The 18,376-nt window shown below is 66.8% G+C and carries 13 protein-coding genes; 2 read left to right on the top strand and 11 right to left on the bottom strand.

Translation table 11 applies throughout. From position 1 onward, the window contains the following. Window positions 1-4: 4 nt before the first annotated feature. From BSF38_RS20580 to BSF38_RS20540, 9 genes are all read right to left on the bottom strand, one after another. On the bottom strand, window positions 5-1,519 hold the full coding sequence (locus BSF38_RS20580) for a hypothetical protein (protein WP_076348775.1): 1,515 nt from the start codon (window positions 1,517-1,519) through the stop codon (window positions 5-7). A gap of 187 nt (window positions 1,520-1,706) precedes the next feature. Continuing rightward, a complete protein-coding gene (locus BSF38_RS20575; protein WP_237170543.1) occupies window positions 1,707-3,113 on the bottom strand; it encodes a sigma-54-dependent transcriptional regulator in 1,407 nt (468 codons plus the stop codon). Window positions 3,114-3,226: 113 nt separating this feature from the next. Continuing rightward, window positions 3,227-4,918, bottom strand: a complete 1,692-nt coding sequence (locus tag BSF38_RS20570; RefSeq protein ID WP_076348773.1) for a sensor histidine kinase — start codon at window positions 4,916-4,918, stop codon at window positions 3,227-3,229. A gap of 168 nt (window positions 4,919-5,086) precedes the next feature. Further along, entirely contained in the window at window positions 5,087-6,574 is a 1,488-nt protein-coding gene (locus BSF38_RS20565; RefSeq protein ID WP_168189422.1) for a M48 family metallopeptidase, read from the bottom strand. Between the two features lie 137 nt (window positions 6,575-6,711). Further along, window positions 6,712-7,395, bottom strand: a complete 684-nt coding sequence (locus tag BSF38_RS20560) for a hypothetical protein (protein WP_076348771.1) — start codon at window positions 7,393-7,395, stop codon at window positions 6,712-6,714. Window positions 7,396-7,538: 143 nt separating this feature from the next. Continuing rightward, the gene (locus BSF38_RS20555) at window positions 7,539-8,243 is read right to left on the bottom strand and encodes a DUF1326 domain-containing protein (RefSeq protein WP_076348769.1); all 705 of its coding nucleotides are present in this window, start codon (window positions 8,241-8,243) and stop codon (window positions 7,539-7,541) included. An 83-nt stretch (window positions 8,244-8,326) separates the two neighbouring features. Next, window positions 8,327-8,866: a hypothetical protein gene (locus BSF38_RS20550; RefSeq protein WP_076348767.1), complete on the bottom strand. Its 540-nt coding sequence runs from the start codon at window positions 8,864-8,866 to the stop codon at window positions 8,327-8,329. A gap of 167 nt (window positions 8,867-9,033) precedes the next feature. After that, window positions 9,034-10,575: a helix-turn-helix domain-containing protein gene (locus BSF38_RS20545; protein ID WP_076348765.1), complete on the bottom strand. Its 1,542-nt coding sequence runs from the start codon at window positions 10,573-10,575 to the stop codon at window positions 9,034-9,036. 96 nt (window positions 10,576-10,671) lie between these two features. After that, complete coding sequence (locus BSF38_RS20540; protein ID WP_076351209.1) at window positions 10,672-11,154, bottom strand: hypothetical protein; 483 nt, start codon at window positions 11,152-11,154, stop codon at window positions 10,672-10,674. A 507-nt stretch (window positions 11,155-11,661) separates the two neighbouring features. Between BSF38_RS20540 and BSF38_RS20535 the strand changes: the two genes are divergently transcribed. Further along, on the top strand, window positions 11,662-14,124 hold the full coding sequence (locus BSF38_RS20535; protein WP_083713125.1) for a DUF1549 domain-containing protein: 2,463 nt from the start codon (window positions 11,662-11,664) through the stop codon (window positions 14,122-14,124). Between the two features lie 54 nt (window positions 14,125-14,178). On the opposite strand, the gene BSF38_RS20530 is transcribed toward BSF38_RS20535, so the two are convergent. After that, window positions 14,179-16,242, bottom strand: a complete 2,064-nt coding sequence (locus BSF38_RS20530) for a tetratricopeptide repeat protein (RefSeq protein WP_083713124.1) — start codon at window positions 16,240-16,242, stop codon at window positions 14,179-14,181. Window positions 16,243-16,467: 225 nt separating this feature from the next. Here BSF38_RS20530 and BSF38_RS20525 point away from each other — a divergent pair, with 225 nt between their 5' ends. Next, window positions 16,468-17,079, top strand: coding sequence for an NUDIX domain-containing protein (locus tag BSF38_RS20525; protein WP_076348761.1), 612 nt, complete (start codon window positions 16,468-16,470; stop codon window positions 17,077-17,079). On the opposite strand, the gene BSF38_RS20520 is transcribed toward BSF38_RS20525, so the two are convergent. Further along, window positions 17,062-18,282, bottom strand: coding sequence for an alpha/beta fold hydrolase (locus tag BSF38_RS20520; RefSeq protein WP_083713123.1), 1,221 nt, complete (start codon window positions 18,280-18,282; stop codon window positions 17,062-17,064). The two genes, BSF38_RS20525 and BSF38_RS20520, sit on opposite strands and share 18 nt — an antisense overlap. Window positions 18,283-18,376 lie beyond the last annotated feature (94 nt).

Here is an 18,376-nt window from a genome sequence, read left to right as displayed (position 1 = left end):
GGCCTCAGCCCATGACGTTCGCCACGGCCTCGCGGGCTCGGATCATGAGCGGGCTGTCGGGCTTGCCGGTGCCGGGCAGGTTGTACATGGCGGCGGCGGCCAGGCGCGACCGCCACTTGGGATCGGACGCGGCCAGGCACTCCTCCCAAATCGCCGCGCCGTACTTGTAGTCGTGGCTGTCGGTCCCCTTGTGGAAAATCATCCGGCTGGCGGCGTCGAAGATCGACTTGGCCGATCCGCCTTGCCCCAGGTACGCCATGGTCTTGGCGGCGGCCGCCCCCCGGTCGCCGTCGATCGTCCGGAAGATCGCACCGACCGGATCGCCGTCGGTCGAGACCGTTTCCTCGGCGTCGTGCAGCTCGTCGATCGTGACCGGCTTGGGCGACTTGATCCGCTCACGGTACATCGGCTGCCAGCCGACCGCCTGGAGCAGCGCCAGCTTGCGGGTCGTATCGTCGCCGCTGGCTCCGAAGATGTAGTGCAGCGAGTTCGCCGACGTCGTCGCGTGGATGGCGATGATGCCGGGGTTGCGCATGATCAGCTCGCTCGAATGCAGGACGACGGCGTCCCAGAGTGAGCCGGGGGCGACTCCTTGCTCCAGCAGCTTGACGGCCTCGACCGACGCCGCTTCGGGCGACGCCTGGCGGAGCGTTTCGAGCAGCGAGCGGGTCGCGCCGGGGTCCGCCTTCCCGAGCTGCCAGTCTTCGCGGATCTTGCGGGCGTTCTCCAGATTGGCGGCGTACGGCCCGACGGGGCCGGGGCGGTCGCCTTGGGCGTCCAGCAGGCCGTAGGCCAGGCAGCGCAGCACCGGCTCGGCGTTCTCCCAGCCGATCGCCTGCAAGGTCCGCCAGCTCTGGGAGGTGAAGATGGCCTTGTGGCCGATGTCGCGCTGGTCGCGGACGCCCATCCGCCAGAACGGCTCCATCGTCTCGGCGGCGCCCGAACCGCGGCACAGGCCCGCGACAGCGACGTCCGCCGCGCCGACGTCCCAGGCGTCCATCGCCTTGATGAAATCGTCCTTCGCCCGGTGCGGCTTCGGCACGCGCGATTCGTCGACCGGCCCGAGCGCCCAATCGCCTTCCTGCACGTCCTTGGCCTGCGACGCCTTGAAGTTGTCGAGCGCCCAGAACAACGGCAACAGCCGCTCCGAGAACGGCGCCGACTGGCCGAGCAGATGCGCCGAGTTGATGACCAACACCGCGTGGAACTTGAATCCGACCGGCCGCGGCTGGACGTTGCGGACGCCGGCCAGGAACAGGCCCCCCAGAAGCGCCCGGTACGACAGGCCCGCCTTGAGCTCGGCCACGGCCTTCTCGAAGACCTTCTCCCGGGGCGTCTCCTCGATCCAGCGGACGACCGGCTCGATCTCGGGCCGCAGGCGGACCATCTCCGGCCCGACCTTGGCCTCGTCGGCCGCCGGGGTGATCCCTCTCAGCAGCTCCCATGAGCCGAGCCCGGCGCCCAATCCCAGGGCCGAGGCCGAATGCAAGAAACGTCGTCGCGGAAGTTGACAGCCCATCGGTCCACCGCCTTCGTAATCGAAGAGAGGCCGTCGCCGCCCCTCGACGGGACGCGGCGGGAGCGCCGGCGCGTCGAGACGACGCACGCCCATCCCGCATGGTAGCCGACGGCCGCCTGGAAGTGAACCTCCCAGGCGGAAACCGAGCCCGTCGATCGACCACCGCTTCATGCGAATGGCATCACGTTCACATCTGCTGAAGTTGATTGATCTTGTTGTAAAGCGTCTTGAGGCTGATGCCCAGCTCCTTGGACGCGGCCGGCTTGTTGCCGTTGTGCTTTTCGAGGACGACCTGGATGTAGCTCATCTCGATGTCGCGGAGGGTGGGGGCACCGTCGGGGATCGCGAAGTGGGGCGAGCCGATCGGCTGGGCCGCGCCGGCGTGCTGGGCCCGCACCTTGGAGGATGGGTGTTGCGTCGGCAGGTGTTCGGGGCGGATCGGCCCGTTGCCCGCGAGGATCAAGGCGCGCTCGACGGCGTTGGCCAGCTCGCGGATATTGCCCGGCCAGTCGCAGGCCGTAAGGACGTCGACGGCTTCGGCCGAGATCGAGGTCTCCATCAGGCCGCGGCGAGCGGCGTGCCGCGAAAGCATGTGCCGAGCCAGCTCGGGAACGTCGAGGCGGCGTTCGCGGAGCGGCGGCAGGACGATCTCGAACGTGTTGAGCCGGAAAAACAGGTCTTCGCGAAAAAGCTCGTGGGCCACCATGTCGCGGAGGTCGCGGTTGGTCGCGCAGACGACCCGGACGTCGACCCGGAACGGCTCGTTCTCGCCGACCCGGCGGATCTCGCCCGCTTCGAGGAAGCGGAGCAGTTTCACCTGCACGCTCTTATCCAGCTCGCCGACCTCGTCGAGGAACAGGGTGCCGCCGTTGGCGACCTCGAAGAGCCCCTTGCGGTTCATCTCGGCGCCGGTGAACGCCCCCTTGCGGTGGCCGAACAGCTCGCTCTCGACCAGGTTCTCGGGCAACGCCCCGCAGTTGACCGGGATGAACACCCGCTGGGCGCGGTCGCTCTTCTCGTGGAGGTTGCGGGCGACCAGCTCCTTGCCGGTGCCGGTCTCTCCCAGGATCATGACGGTCGCGTCGGTGGGGGCGATGGTCTCGATCAGGCGGCGGACCTGCTGCATGGCCGGCGTCTCGCCGATCAGCAACGGCGCGCCCTCGGCCGCCTTGAGCCGGGTCTCGAGCGCGGTGTTCTTGTTGGCCATGTCGCGACGCTCGGCGACGCGACTGAGGATGACTTCCAGCTCGGCCCATTTGCAGGGTTTGGTGAGGTAGTCGAACGCGCCCAGGCGGAGGGCCTGAACGGCGGTGTCGACGGTCGCGTGGCCGGTCAAGAGGATGACCTGCGTGTCCGGGCTGAGCTGGCGGATCTGGGTCAGAACGTCGATCCCGGTGATCCCCGGCATCCGGATGTCGAGCAGGGCCGCGTCGTACGACCCGCGCTCGAGCGCCCGGAGTGCGGCGGTGCCGTCGGGGCAGACGGTGACCTCGTGCCCGAGCCGGGGCAGCTCCATCTGCATCAGGTCGCGGAGGTGCGCCTCGTCGTCGGCGAACAAGATCCGCAGTCCCCCTCGGCGCGACTTATCGATCATAGCTTCCTCCTGAACCTTCCTGGCCATCCGTGGGTCCGGCTACCGAGACGACCCGCGGGCCTCGTCGGCGTTTCGCCGCGGTTCGTCATCATGTGTATTCGTATGCGCAGCGGTTATGCGGCGTGCCCGCGCGACGCTCCCGCGACGGCGGGCTCGCGACCGCCTGGACCGTCGCCGATCTCGGACGGGTGGATCGGCAGGCGGACCCGGAACGTCGAGCCCCTCCCCTCGCCCGGGCTCGTCGCGGTGATCTCGCCGTGATGCTGGTTGACGATCCGGTGCGTGATCGACAGGCCCAAGCCCGTCCCCTTGCCGTCGCGGCGGCGCGTGAAGAACGGCTCGAAGATGTTCTCCAGCACGTCGGCCGCGATGCCGCAGCCGTTGTCGTTGAAGATCACCTCGGCCATCCCGTGATCGTAGCGAGCGTCGATCCGCAGCACCCCTCCGGCGTCCATCGATTCGAGCGCGTTGACCACCAGGTTCAGGATCACCTGCTTGATCTCCTGGCCGTCCACATGGGCCACGATCGCTTCCTTGGGCTGGAACACGATCGTCTTGCCCCGGTATTTGCCGATGTGGCGGATCATGTCGACGACCCCCTGGACCAGGCTCGGCAAATCGGTGCGCTCGCGCTTGATGTCGTTGCAGCGGGCGAAGTCGAGCAGCTTCTCGGTGATGTTCTTACACCGGAACGCTTCTTCCTGGATCATCTTCAGATATTTCGATACAGCGCGGTGATCGGGGTCGTCGGACCCTTGCGTCAGCGCTTCGAGGCGGCTTTCGAGGGCCTCGGAGCAGAAGGCGATCGAGGCCAGCGGGTTGTTGATCTCGTGGGCCACGCCCGCCGCCAGGAAGCCGACTCCCGCCAGCCGCTCGGAGCGGACCAGTTGCCGGCTCCGCTCCTGGACCTGCTGTTCGAGGTCGGCGTAGGTCATGCTGATCCGGGCCGTCATCTCGTTGAAGGCCCCGGCCAGGTCTTGCATCTCATCGCCCGAGTGGAGGTCGATCTTGTAATCGAACGAGCCCCGCGCCACGCGGCGCACCCCGCGCTGGAGCAGCCGCACCGGGTAGAGCACCCAGCGGTGAAACAGCGCCGTCAGGCCGCAAAGCATCGGCAAGACCGCCAGGGCCGAAGTCCAGACGATCACTCGACTGATCTGATACTGCGTCTTCGACATCACGAGCACGTCGTAGAAGTCGTCGTGCAGCTCCTTGGGGAGCCGCATCACCGTGTACTTCAGGCGATCGATCCTCGACTTGACGTCCGTCGCCGGTTCCAGCTTTGCCTGGGTTTCGGGATTCTGGGCGAGGTTGGACGACTTGAGATCCGTCGCCGGATCGAGCTGTCGCAACAGTTCGGGATGCTGGGTGACGAAGTACGTCGTACCCGGCAGGATTGGGGCCTCGGGGGGATCGGAGCGACTCAGCTCGTTGATGATCGCCGTAAGGTCGTCGTCGAGCCGAAAGGCGAGCCCCAGTTCGTCGAAACCGCTGTTGGCCCGGTTGCCCCGCATCGTGTTTTGCTTCAGCTCGTGGAAGTACTCCAGGAGCCCGGCCTGCGCCCGCCGCGCCGTGACGAGCAGCGAGTCGGCATCCTCGGCGCTGTCGTCCGGGGGATGGAGCCGGAGAATGCACTCGATCAAGTCCTTCGAAGCCCCCAGCTCGCGAAGCTGGTCGGTCAGCGTCAGGTTGCTGACGTGGAACGAGTGGAGGCCGAAGATCGAGCCGCCCATCAGGATCAGCATCATGCCGACGACCACGCCCAGGCCGACCATGAGCTTGATGCGGATTGGCCACCGGACCATGGACGACCTCCTTGTCGTTCGGGTAGGCTTCAAGTGTTCAGTAGGGGCCGTCCCGCGTCGTCGATCCTCGGGTCGGGTCGAGACCTTATACCAGAAGTCGCGAGATCGCTCAAACGGACTATCTGGCTTCGGAGTCGAACACCCGGCGCCCCCGGGCCGATTTCCTTATCAGCCCAGCAGGCCGAGCCAGTGGGCCGCGCCGGCGGCCGCGAGAGAGGCGACGAGCAGGGCGGAGAGGCCGAATCGGAACCGGCGGATGCGGTTCTGGAACAGGACCTCGCGTTCGGGGGCGTCGATCAGCTTCTGGAGGAAGGCGATCCGGCTGGCGATGCTGCCGTGCCGCCACGACCGAGCCGTCGCGTCGATGCCGTTCTGATGGGCGACCGACGCCAGCGCCTCGGAAAAGATCTGGATGCCGGCGGGGCACAGAGCTTGGATCGGCGGACCGGGCGCTTCGGGCTCGTCGTCTTCAAAATCGAAATGCGGCGGGCAGTCGGTCAGTCCGCACGAGACGGCCTTGCAGCCGAAGACGTCGGCCTGACGCTCAAACCGTCGAGAGATCTCGCCGAATACCAGCCAGAAGACGACCCCGACGCAGGCCAACGCCAGCACCCCCTCGACCACCCCGCGCAGCGTCGGCAGCGAGGCCAGGTCGAGCCCGGGGACCGTCGCGATCCACGATTCCAGACCGTTGAGCACGGGAGACGTCAGCGTCAAGAACGTCAGGCAACCGACGAAAAAGAAGAGAAAGAACGGCAAGTGGCGATGCGCGACGTGCCCCGCCTCGTGCCCGAAGACCGCGGCGATCTCCAGCGGGCTGAGGGCGTCGATCAGGGCGTCGGAAAGCAAGACGTAGCGAAACTGGGGCAAGACGCCGGTCACGCAAGCGTTCACCATCAAATGGTCGGTGTCCCAGACCAGGATGTCGGTGAATCGAAACCCCGACCGCCGGGCGATCGTCTCAAGCCTGCGCCGGAGCGGGCCGTCGGGCAGCGACCGGGTCGGCCAGGCCAGGCGGACGAATAGCGGCGAGATCAGCAGAATCCCCACGCCCAGCACCGCCAGATCCACCGGCTCGGACCAGGAATTCGTTTCCCAACGGGGCCAGAGCCGGCCGATCACGTCGTTGCGGATCACGAATAGGGAGACGATCGGCAGGATCAACGCCAGCGACTGCCGCTCTTTCAGGTACAGATGCCGGGCCGTGGCTCGGCCGCTCCGAGCGATCGACAGGCCCTGAATCGCCCGCTCGCCGTAGTACGTCCCCCACCAGTAGCAAAGCTGCATCAGCAGGAACGGCGCGACGATCAGCAGATCGTCGACGAGGATCGACCCGCGCCATCCCCACGCGTCGAGCACGACGCCCGGCCAACCGCGATCGAAGATCATCCAGCCGTAGACCGCCATCGTCCCGACGTTCAGGAGCCGCGAGCCGATCACGAGATCGCGCCGCATGCGCGAGGTCGCGTAGCCTCGTCGCCTCACCCGCCACGCGGTCCCGAGCCCGACCGCGAACGACAGGCCGGAGATCAGCAGCCCCCCCGCGACGACCCACAGAACCGCCTCGATCAGGTCGGCGCCCTCCGGCGGCGGCGCGGACGGCCCATCCACCGCGAAGGCCAGGAAGAGAGCGACCAGGAGCGGAATCGGTATCATGAGGGGGCTACGGCGGAAGGATGAAGGGGTGATGGGGCGTTTAGCAGTCGGCGTCAGGACAAGCCGACGCAAGTATCCCTTCTCCCGCCGGGAGAGGGAAAACATTCACCGATGCGATCATCTCTAATCAGGGGCTTTCAGGCCCCCTCGGAAACCCCCGAAAGGATGAACGAGACGGGGTGCGGGATCGGATGCGACTCGCCCGGCGCGGTGAGACTCAGGGGCAGCGCGACCCGCCAGGTGTTCTTCGCCTCGTCGTGGATCATCGAGACCGGGGCGTTGGCCGGCACCGAGAGCATGAAGAAAACCGCCGGGTGGCTCGTGCCGGCCGCCTCCGAGCTCTGAGCTTCAAGCTGCTTGCGCGGCAGGCTCGCCACGGCCTTGTCCTTGGCGGCCGGCAGCAGCAGCGTGTAATCGCGGAACGGGCTGACACCGAGATGGTCGCCGTTGACCGGCTGAAGCCCGTATCGCATGGTGTAGACGCCCTTGTCGATCGTCTGGTCGCGGTAGTCGTGCGCCTCGCCGACGAGATGGAGGACGCCGAGCAATTCGCCTTCGGCCAGGAACGGGAACTGGATCGCGCCGTTGGCGCCCGCGGGCTTGGCCTTCGCCGGGATCGCCTTGCGCAGCCAGATCTCCGCGAACGGCTTCCCCTGATCGTCGGTGACCCGGTAGCCCTGACCGTTCAAGCCGGATGCGATCTCGGGCGCGACGCCGGCCGGCGGGGCGTCCTTGATCGGTTCCACCTTGTAGTCGTCGGCCGAGACGAGGGCCGGGGCGAGGAGGAGCAGAACGAAGCTGCAAGATCCCAGGAATCGCATGAAGGATGGCCTCTCGTCCGCCGCCGCCGCTCCGCCGGTTGCGCGGAGACGACAGCGGACCGTGTTCAACGGAGAGCCGTCCGGCGGCTCTCCTTCGCACATTCTGATTATGGAAAGAGTCGTCGTCGCGGAAGGAAACCCGCTCAGAGCGCGAACCGACCCACGAAGCTGCTGCGGCAGTTGGGATCGTCCCAGCGGCTGTCGAGCCCTTCGCCCTTGAACTGGTGGCCGAGCGTGTAAGCCGGGGACACCTTGACCGAGCTGGAGAGCGGCGAGTAGGCGACGACCTCGTTGCCACAGAAATGGTCGCCGTCGTCGAGCGGGCGGGTCACGATCTGCGCCAGGTTCGCGGCCCAGAACGAGGCGCGGGGCGATTGCGGCATGCCGTGGGCCGAGTGAGCGGCGTCGGCCTCGGTGGTCGCATGTGCTTCCAGTTTAAGGGTCATGCGGGCGGTCTTGACCTCCGCGACCCGGCTCAGGCGGGCGCCGCCGAGCTCGTGGGACATGGCGACGAGCGCCTCGCGCTGGGCGGGGGTCGCCTTGTCGTCGACGATCACGACGGCCTGGGCCTGGTCGGGCCGATCTTGAGAGAAGGTCGTGGTCCCGCGAACGGCGGCGGCCACGCAGAGCCCCTTCAGGTCGGTCCCCTTCCAAGTCCCCTTGGTGACTTTCCAGGCCATGACGGCTTGATCGCCGGTCGTGAAGACCTCGGCGTTCGAGATGCAGGGCCCCGTGAAAACGTCGGCCGTGCGGGCCTCAAGGTATTCGCCCTCGATCCCCGCCGCATGGGCGGCGCTCAGGGTGAAGACGAGCACGGCGCCGAGTGAGGCGGCCAGAGTATTCCGCATGGATGGAAGCTCCCAGTGAATCGTTGAACTATCGTCGCAACGCTCAACAAGCTATCAATTATCCGAGCCGCGGCGACCGCAAGTCAAGGGGCGGCGTGCGTCGGGCCCGGGTCGGACGCGGGCTCGTCGACTGCCGGCGCCCAGCCCGTCCGCCGCTCCGACTCGTCGTCGTCATCGGTCTCGGCGCGGGCTCGCGACGGAACCCTGAACTCGCGCGGCTTGGGTGCGTCGTCGGGATCGCGGGCGGCCTGGACGCGAGTACCGGACGGCGACGAGGCGGCGCGGATGGTGGCGGGGAGACTGTCGCGAAGCTCGCTGAAGGCGGCTTGAAGCTCGTCGCGCTCGCCCTGGTAGGCTTGCACGCTGCGTTCCAGCCGCTCGATGGCCTCGTCCTGCTGAGAGAGTCGGCGGGCGTCGTCCACGGCGCGCTCGGAGAAATCCTGGTTCTGGTTGCGGTAGGCCAGCATCTGGTCCTTGAGCTGGTCGTTCTGGGAGCGCAGGGTCTGGCTGAGGCGACGGCACTCGTCAAGCTGGCGACGGGCCCCGAACTGGCAGCCGGGCAGCGCCGAGGCCAGAACGAGTGCGAGGATCGGCGTTGCGACGAGGCGGAGCGCACGGATCATCCGTCCCGAGTCCTTTCGGAAACGATCGCGGGGCGACGGCCGAGGAACGTGAAGCGACCCGCTTTCGCCCGGAACAGGGCGGAAAGCGGGTCGTCGTGGTAGTCGCGCGAAGGTGATCGCGACGTCGTATTACCGGATTCGGCCGCCGGGGGCAAGCCCAGGTCGGCTCAACTGAAGAGCATGCCGGAGATCGACCGGACGAGGCCCGAGGCGACGCCCCCCTCGTTGAAGTCGTAAAGGTTGCGGACCAGGTCTTGCGCGATGAAGGCCGCGAAGAAGATGAACAGGCTGGCGGCGGCCAGGAGCCCGACGGAAAGGCCGTCCCAATCGACGGCGGCCTCGCGGGAGATCACCATGGCGGGAGTCGACGAGGCGCCGCTGGGCGAGTCGTCCGAAGACCACGAGGTGGCCATCTCGCTGGAGACGGCATCGTCGAAGCCGTCGTCGTCTTCATCATCGTCGTCATCGGCGAAGGCCGAGGGCGCCATCGCGGTCGCGGCGTTCTGATCGACGTCTTCCTCGTCGATCGCGAAGACCTCCGAGCCGCTGTCGCTGTCTTCGATGTCGAAGTCGCTGCCGCCGGTCGGAAGCTGCATGGTCCTGTCGTCCGACTCGTCGTCGAGCGCCGCGTCGACCTCGAAGTCGGTGTCGTCGAAGATGTCCTTCTCGCCCCTGCCGATCACCGGAGGAGGCGTGGCGGCCAGCGATGGCTTTGCCTTGCCCGGCGCCGCCTTGGGGGCGGGCTTGGACTTCGAGGTGGGGACCTCGTCGCCGCTCAGGGGGGCGAGTTCGATGGAATCGCCGCCGAGGTTGAAGTTGCCGACGCCCTGGAGGTTGATCCCCGAGTCGCTGGGCCGCGACAGGTTGATGCCCGAGAGGTTGGGGTCGGCGGCCGTGACGTCCGAGTCGCTCGGACGCATCGGGGTGGCCTCGAACTCGTCGCTCTGGTCAAGGGCGCTCAGCTCGAAGTCGCTGCCCGACTCGGGCGAGAGGACGTCGACCAGGTCGCTCGACGGATTGAGTTCGAAGTCGCTGTCGTCGGCGCTGCCGGCGGGGACTTCCGCCGACGAGCCGACCACCGGGCTGGGCCGCACGGCGGTGTCGCCCGAGCCCGAGGTGAGGAAGTTGTGCTCGGAAGTGTCGTCCTTGATGAGGGTCACGTCCGAGTCGCTCAGGAGCCTGCGGTCCGGGTCGGGCGAGGCGAGCCGGACGTCGGAGTCGCTGGCCCCCTTGAACTGTTCCGGGACCAGCCGGACGTCGGAATCGCTCGGCCGCTTGCCGGACGACTGCATGCCGATGATCACCGAGCTCGAGCCGGTCACCGGGTTGGGGGGGAGCGAGAGGTCGTCGAACATCAGGTCGTGGTCCGAGCCGGACTCGGCGGTCGGCTTGTCGCCGGGGATCGCGAAGTGCATGGTCTCGGCGCCGAGGTCGGGCCTGGCCACGCCGAGCTGGAACTCGGAGAGGTCGAGGTCTTCCAGGTCGGCGCCACTGGAGACGGCCGGAACTTCGAGGTCCGAGAGCCGCAGCTCGGCGTCGCTCCCCAGACCGCGGCGCCGGGCCAACTCGTCGACGTCGACGACCCGGAACCGCCAGGTCCCGCCGTCGAGGAACGCCCGGATGTCGCGCTGTTGAGCTTTCTCCGTCAACTCGTCGGGACTCATCCCCAAGACGCGGGCGGCTTCTTCAAGCGTGTAAAATTGTGCCATTGGACATGGTCCTCGCGGTCGAGATCGGCCGAGACTCGGCCGTGGTTGGGTCGATTCCAAGTGAGCTGGAGACCGCGACCAACCCTGTGCGCGCGGCTAGCGGTCCCCCGATGATCGTCCGGTCTGCGAAAGGGCCTTCACCGTCGCTTCGATGGCGCTGGGCTCCGGCGGTTGATTGTTATAGTGCTCCAGCTTCAGGTCGTACTGATACTGCCGAGCGGCTTCGAGCTTGACCACGCCCTTGGTGTTGGTGGGATCGACCCGGTAGACGGCGAACGCCCGCGTCTTGGTGTCGATCAGGTACAGCCACTGCGCGGTCCCTCCCGGCGAGGTCACGAACGCCATCGTGCCGCCGGCTTCGCCCGAAGCCAGCGGACGCGCCTGCCCTTGCGGTTGCGGCGCGCGGGTCGGATCGTGAGGTCGCTGCGGCTGGATCGCTGGTATCGATGAGTCTCCCCCCGCCCCAGTCTGGGCCGCCGCTTCCGGACCTCGCGCCCCGCCGACCCAGGAGACGGCGACTCCCAAGATCAAGCCGGGCAAGCCGAACCGCGCCGCGCCGCTCCAATTGCGAACGACCATCACGTCCATCCTCCTTGACAACGCCGCCAGCCCCATCCCTTTGGGGCCGACCTCCTCGTCCAAACCAACCGCGCATCTCCTCGACCCGCGGAGCTTGAGCCCTCGCGCAGGCTCGCCAGCCGACTCTCGACTTTAGTCTATCACACGGTTCTGGAGAATTCGGACGGCCCGACCTTTTGGGCGAACGGCCCAGGGTCGGCTTCTTCGACAGGCGTCGGCGCATGGCAAGCGTGCCTCAAGCCGCAGCCAACACCTCATTTTAGCGCTTCCGCCGATCAACGCAAGCCCACCCGTCTTGCCGAGTCGCTACGATCGGAGAAAATTGTTGCACTTTCCTTGAAATTTCTTGCCGCTGTTGGTACGTTGTTAAACAATTGCCGTAGTCGTGTCCGACGTTGCTGTCGGATGCGCTGCCCCACTGACTGCTTGCGACCCCGACGTCCACCGGTTTCTCCGCCCGAATACGGCCCTCGCTCGCCGTAGCTCCGATCAGAAGGATTGATCGCCATGCCTGGAACCCGAGATCGGAAAGTCCTGGGAACACTCCTCGCGGCCGCTGGAATCCTCGCGGCCTTCTCGATCGACGTCCGAGGCGACGACAAGGACGCCCTCGTCGGAACGCCCGCTTCACTGGCGATCAGCCCGGCCGACGCCACGCTCGTCGGCCGCCGCGCCACTCGCCAGTTGATCGTGACCGGCACGTATCCCGACGGCGTCCGCGACCTCACCCACGCCCTCGAATGGACCAGCGCCGATCCGGCGGTGGCCGTCGTGTCCCACACCGGACGGGTGGTTCCGCACGGCAACGGCAAGGCGGTGATCACCGCCCGGCGGGGGAGCGTCGAGGTCTCGACGACAGTCCAGGTGCAGGGGCTCGACAAGCCCGCGCCGGTGAGCTTCCGCCGCGACGTGATGCCCGTGCTCAGCCAGGCGGGTTGCAACACGGGCGCCTGCCACGGCACGCCGACCGGCAAGGGGGGCTTCAAGCTCAGCCTCCGCGGCTACCTGCCCGACCAGGATTTCACCACCCTGACCCGCGAGTCCGGCGGCCGGCGGATCAACACCTTCGCCGCCGACACCAGCGTCACCCTCCGCAAGCCGCTCGGCGAAGTCCCCCACGAAGGGGGCCTGCGGTTGAAGCGGACGTCCAAGAGCTTCGAGTTCCTCCGCGACTGGATCGCCGAGGGCGCGCACGACGACCCGGGCGGCGTCCAGCCCGTCAAGCTTGAGATCGTCCCCAGCGACCGGGTCCTCAACGCCCCGGCGAAGTCCCAGCAGCTCGCCGTCCTGCTGACCCTGTCCGACGGCTCCCAGCGCGACGTGACGCCGATCTGCTACTACGACTCGTCCAGCCCCGACATCGCCGAGGTCGACGCCGACGCCCACGTCGTCTTCAAGAACCGCGGCGAGGTCGCCGTGATCGCCCACTACCTGAGCCTGGTCGCCATCATCCGGCTCACGCATCTGATCGAGGTCCCGGGCTTCCAGGTCGCCCAGGTCCCGCAAGACAGCGTCGTCGACCGCGCGGTCTACGAGAAGCTCAACCGCATCCGCATCGCTCCGTCCGAAAGCTGCACCGACGCCGAGTTCATCCGCCGCGCCTACCTCGACGTCGTCGGGGCGCTTCCCACGCCCGAGGAGACCTCGGCGTTCCTGAGCGATAAATCGGCAGACCGCCGGGCCAAGGTCGTCGACCGCCTGCTCGAACGCCCCGAGTTCTACGACTTCTGGGCGCTCAAGTTCGCCGACGTGCTCCGCTCCAACGGCCGGTTGATCCAGCCCAAGGGGGCCTACGTCTTCCACCGCTGGATTCGGTCGGCCCTCGAACGCGGGATGCCGATGGACGAGTTCGTCCGCATGCTGCTGGCGGCCGACGGCTCGACCTACTCGAACCCCGCGACCAACTACTACCGGATCAGCCGCGACCCCGAAAGCTCGGTCGAGACGACCGCCCAGCTCTTCCTGGGCGTCCGCATCCAGTGCGCCAAGTGCCACAACCACCCGTTCGAGAAGTGGACGCAGGACGACTACTACGGCTTCGCCGCCTTCTTCTCGCAGGTCGGCCGCAAGCCCGGCGGGCTGCCCGAGGAAGAGGTCGTCTTCTCCACCGGCGCGGGCGACGTCCGCCAGCCCCGGACCGGTAAGGTGATGCCCCCGAAGGCCCTCGGCGGCCCAGTGCTCGACGACGCCAAGACCGACCGCCGCGCCCGGCTCGCCTCCTGGCTGACGGCCGCCGACAACCCGTTCTTCGCCAAGAGCCTCGTCAACCGGATCTGGTATCACCTGATGGGCCGGGGGATCGTCGAACCCGTCGACGACTTCCGCGACTCGAACCCCGCTTCGAACGACGACCTGCTCAACGGCCTGACCAAGGGCTTCGTCGCCGGCGGCTACAACCTCAAGTCGCTGATCCGGACGATCCTCCTGAGCCGGACCTACCAGTTCTCGGCGACGACCAACAAGCTCAACGCCGACGACGCGATCTACTTCTCGCACGCCACGACCAAGCTGTTGCCCGCCGAGGTCTTGCTCGACGCCATCTCGGTCGTGACCGGCACGACGACGACCTTCGACGGCCTTCCCAAGGGCGCCCGCGCCACGCAGATTCCCGACGGCAAGATGGACAACCCGTTCCTCAAGACGTTCGGCCGACCGGCCCGCGAGCTGGCCTGCGAATGCGAGCGCGAGAGCGACTCGAACCTGTCGCAGGCCCTCCAGCTCATCGGCGGCGCGACCGTCAACGGCAAGCTCCACGACGACAACGGCCGGATCGCCCTGCTCGCCAAGAGCGGCAAGCCCCCCGAGGCGATCACCCAGGAGCTTTACCTCGTCGCCCTCGGCCGCGCCCCCAACGCCGCCGAACTCGAAGCCGCCGTCAAACACCTGAAAGCCGCCAAGGATCTCCGCTCCGCCACCGAAGACCTCGGCTGGGTCCTCATCAACTCCAAGGAGTTCCTGTTCCGGCATTGATCGGAACGGCTCAAAGCCGCCCCGGAGGAGGTGCCGCTCGACGCGGCGCTTCCCTCACGGCGACGGCTTCTGGCGATAGGGCTTCTTGTCGCGGTACAGGTCCAGGCGATTGCGAAACTCGGGCTTCCTGGCCTCGCGGTCTTCGCCCAGGAGCTCGATCGCCTTCTCTTCCCACTTCACCGCCGAGGCGAAGTCGCCCGTCTCGGCGTAACCGGCGGCGAGCGCTTCCAGGTCGTCGGGCCGGTTCCATTCGTTGATCTCACAGGCGCGCATCGCCGATTCGACAGCACGTTTGCCGTCGCGTGCCTTGTCGTCGAGCGCGGTCGCCCAGATCCAGGCGCGGCCGTTGTAAGCGGGCGAATGCTCGGGATCGAGTCGGATCGCCTCGGTGTAGTCGGCGATCGCCTCGTCGTACTCCTTCTTATCGGCCCAAGCCCTGCCGCGCGCATCGAAGTTGAATCCATCCGTCGGATCGAGGCGGATCGCGTCGGTGAAGTCGGCGATCGCCTTGTCGTACTCCTTTTTTCGAGACCAAGTCCAGCCGCGTGCATTGAAGTTGAATCCGTCCTTCGGAGCGAGTCGGATCGCCTCGGTGTAGTCGGCGATCGCCTTGTCGTACTCCTTCTTGCTGGACCAGGTGCTGCCGCGAAAGTGGTAGGCGTAGGCGTCCGCGGGATCGAGGCGAATCGCTTCGCTGAAATCGGCGATCGCTCTGTCGAGGTCGCCCTTCTCGGACCAATCCATGCCGCGGGACCTGTAGTTTTCGGCGACCGCAGGATCAAGTCGAATCGCATCGGTGTAGTCGGCGATCGCCTTGTCGGACTCTTTCTTTCTGGACCAGACCCTGCCGCGAGAACTGTAGTTGCCGACGTCCGCGGGATCGAGGCGAATCGCTTCGCTGAAATCGGCGATCGCCTTGTCGTACTCTTTCTTCGATTCCCAGGCCAGGCCGCGCAAGCTGTAGGCGATCGCATCCGCCGGATCGAGGCGGATCGCGTCGGTGTAGTCGGCGATCGCTCTGTCATCGTCTCGCTTTGCAGACCAGGCCATCGCGCGCAAACTATAGAAGACCGCCGCCAATGGATTGAGCCGGATCGCCTCGCCGTAGTCGGTGATCGCCTTGTCAAAATCCTTCAATTCGGACCAGGCGCTGCCGCGTGATCTATGGAGACCGGCGTTTGTGGGATCGAGGCGGATCGCCTCGTTATAGTCGACGATCGCCGACTCGAAGTCCTGCTTGTCAGCCCGGGCGTCGCCTCGGGCGCTGTAATTGTCCGGGTCCGCGGGATCGAGGCGGATCGCCTCGCTGCAATCCGCAATCGCCTTGTCCCACTCACCCATCGAAGCCCAGGCGTCGCCGCGGAGCGTGTAGTTTTTCGCTCGCTCGGGATCAAGGCGGATGGCCTCGGTGTAGTCGCCGACCGCCTTCTCGAACTCGTGCTTATCCGACCAGGCGTCGCCCTGGTTGGCATAGGCGGCTGCGCAACCCGGATCGATGCGGATCGCCTCGCCGTAATCGGCGATCGCCTTGTCGTATTCGTTCTTCTCAGCCCAGGCATTGCCGCGGCCGAGATAGGGAACGGCATTTCCGGGATCGAGACGGATCGCCTCGTCGAAGTCGGCGATCGCCTTCTCAAGTTCGGCTCGCTTGAGTTGGACGAACCCTCGCCACAGGTAATTCTCTGCGTCCCCCGGGCTGGCGTCGATCAGGTCGGTGATGTCCTCGATCATCCGTGCGAGCCGGACGACGTCGCCGATCTCGACCGACTGTTTCGCGCCCGAGTCCTCAGCCGTCAGCAAGAAAGACGATCCGTCGACCTTCTCGACTTTGTAGATCCGAAACCCACACGCGGCCTTTCCGCGAGCCGGATTCTTGGCGGGGACTTCATCGTCGATGGGCTTGCCGTCAACCAGCAGGACGGCGCCGGGCCGAACGATCACCTGTTCGCCGACCCACAAGGCGACGTCGGGCGCTGGTCCGGCCAGGCAGGCCGGCGAACCGCCGATAGCGGCGAGCGTTGCGACCAGCGCGGCCGCGAGGAGAGTCGTCTGGCAGGAGGTGGATCGAACTCGGGTCAGTCTTCCGGCACCACGATGCAGGGACGTTCGACGTCGCATGGCCGTGCTCCTCACCGCTCGATGTTGTTCTCATGTCTCCGGCGAGCCAACCACGCTCGTCAGCAATCGATACATGAAAGTACCAAGGCGGTGAGAGCCGAACGATAAAAAAACGTCAAAAATCCTCGCTTGCCCGGAGCGGCGTCCGGTGTGTTCGGCGAGGGGGGCCGAGACGTGGTAGAATAGCCTCGTTCTTGGTTCTTTGTTCCCGTGCGAGGCCTCGTCGTGAGTTCGACTTCAAGTGAGCGCGTGCTGGTGGTTCCCGCTTCTGAGCTGGACCGGCTGGGAAGGTTTCAGGGGTTTCACGCCGACGCCGAGCGGTATCTGTCGGTCTTGCTGACGCCCGAGCTGATGTCGTATCGGCCACGGTCGGAGGTCGAGGACGATCCGAGCTGGAAGCAGATCATCCCGTACGTCGTCCTCCGCGCCGGCGACGCGGTGTTCAGTTACACGAGGGGCAAGTCGCAGGGCGAGGCGCGGCTGCACCGGCTGCGGTCGCTGGGGGTCGGCGGGCACGTCGACGAGGCCGACGCGGAGGGCCGCTGCGGGCGCGAAGCCTACGACACGGCCATGCGCCGCGAGCTGGATGAGGAAGTCGACATCCGCAGCCGGGGGACGATGAAGCTCGCCGGCCTCATCAACGACGACTCGACGCCCGTCGGCTCGGTCCACCTGGGAGTCGTCCACATCTACGATCTGGAGAATCCGCTCGTCGCCCCACGCGAGGCCGGGCTGGCCGATTCCCGGTTCGTCCCGGTCGCCGATCTGGCGTCGGCCCGCGAGGAGTTCGAGACCTGGTCGCGGTTCTGCATCGACGATCTACTGGGGAGTCGGTGACACCCACGCGGGGAGCGTCGAGCGGGTCGACGCCTGCGGGCTGGGCGACGGGCTCTGCGCGCTCGGCGGCGGGCCGGGCTGGCGGGCGTCGAGCCACTTGATCACGGCCGGAAAAACCTCGACGGGCGCGTGCTTGCTCCAGACGAGGTCGCAGTGGCCGTACTCGCCCTGGCTCCCCTGCTCCTTGCCGAAGATCAGCAGCGACTTGTCCGGACTCCCCAGCGCGTTGAAGGTCATCCGCGTCGACGGGACGTCCGAGATCAGGTCGCTGCTTCCGGCGATCATCAGGGTCGGCGTGAGCACCTCGGGGAGGTGCTCCGCGTAGTCGATGCGTTCGTCGGCCGAGAGCAGGTGGCCGTTGCGAAGATAGGGCGCGAACTGCCGGAGCGCGCCGGGGCCGGGGTCTTCGAGCGTGTAGCCGTAGAACCGCGAGACGGTCCGGGGGTCGACGTTCTCGGCCGTGTAATAGAAGCGGTCGATCAGGTCCATGCCCGGCATCCGGAAGTAGGTCAGCGGCCTGCCGAGCCGGCCGGCGCTGGCGACGGTCAAGAGTCCTCGAATCCCGGCGTTGGCGCGGATCATGTCTTTCTGAGGAATCGTCGCCTGGATGATCGTGCTGCCCATGCCGACGAAGTTGGCGATCCGGTCGGGCTCGGAGGTGAGCTGAAGATAGGGGAACATGAGCATCCCCCCGAGGCTGTGGCCGACCCAGTTGACCGACCGCCGGCCCGAGTCGCGCTCGACGTATTCGAGGACCGCCGGCACGTCGTTGCGAACTAGATCATCGACCGACCAGAACGACTCCCCGCGCTCTCGGAGCGGCGTCTCGCGCAAGAACCGGTTGAGCCGATCGCAAACGCCCAGCCGGGCGTTCTCGCCCGAGCCCCGGAGGTCGAAGACGTAAACCTCGTAGCCCTTTGCCGCGAGTTGCGAGGGGAGATGATCGTCGGTAATCGTCCAGAAGGTGGCGTTCAGGCCGAGGCCGTGGCAGAGGATCACCGGCAGCTTGCCCGGGTCGGGTCGCTTCGGCCGGTAATGGCGCACTCCCAGCCGCCAGCCGTCCCTCGTGTACACGAAATCGTCCGAGCACGGACGCAGATCGGGCGAGGGGGCGTTGCGACGCATCGAGGCGCAACCGGAAAAGCCGGAGACGAGAGCGGACGTCGCAACCGCCGCCCACTGCCTCCGCGACAGACGGTGCATTCGTTCGGATTCCCTTCCTACTGACGACGTTGCCGAAGGTCGTCCTGACCTCGGAGCGGGGGATTCTAATCAAGAGCCGGGTTCCTGGGAACGC

Origin of the sequence: Paludisphaera borealis (assembly GCF_001956985.1) — a bacterium.
Lineage (GTDB): Bacteria > Planctomycetota > Planctomycetia > Isosphaerales > Isosphaeraceae > Paludisphaera > Paludisphaera borealis.
This window is presented reverse-complemented; position numbering and strand designations above follow the sequence as displayed.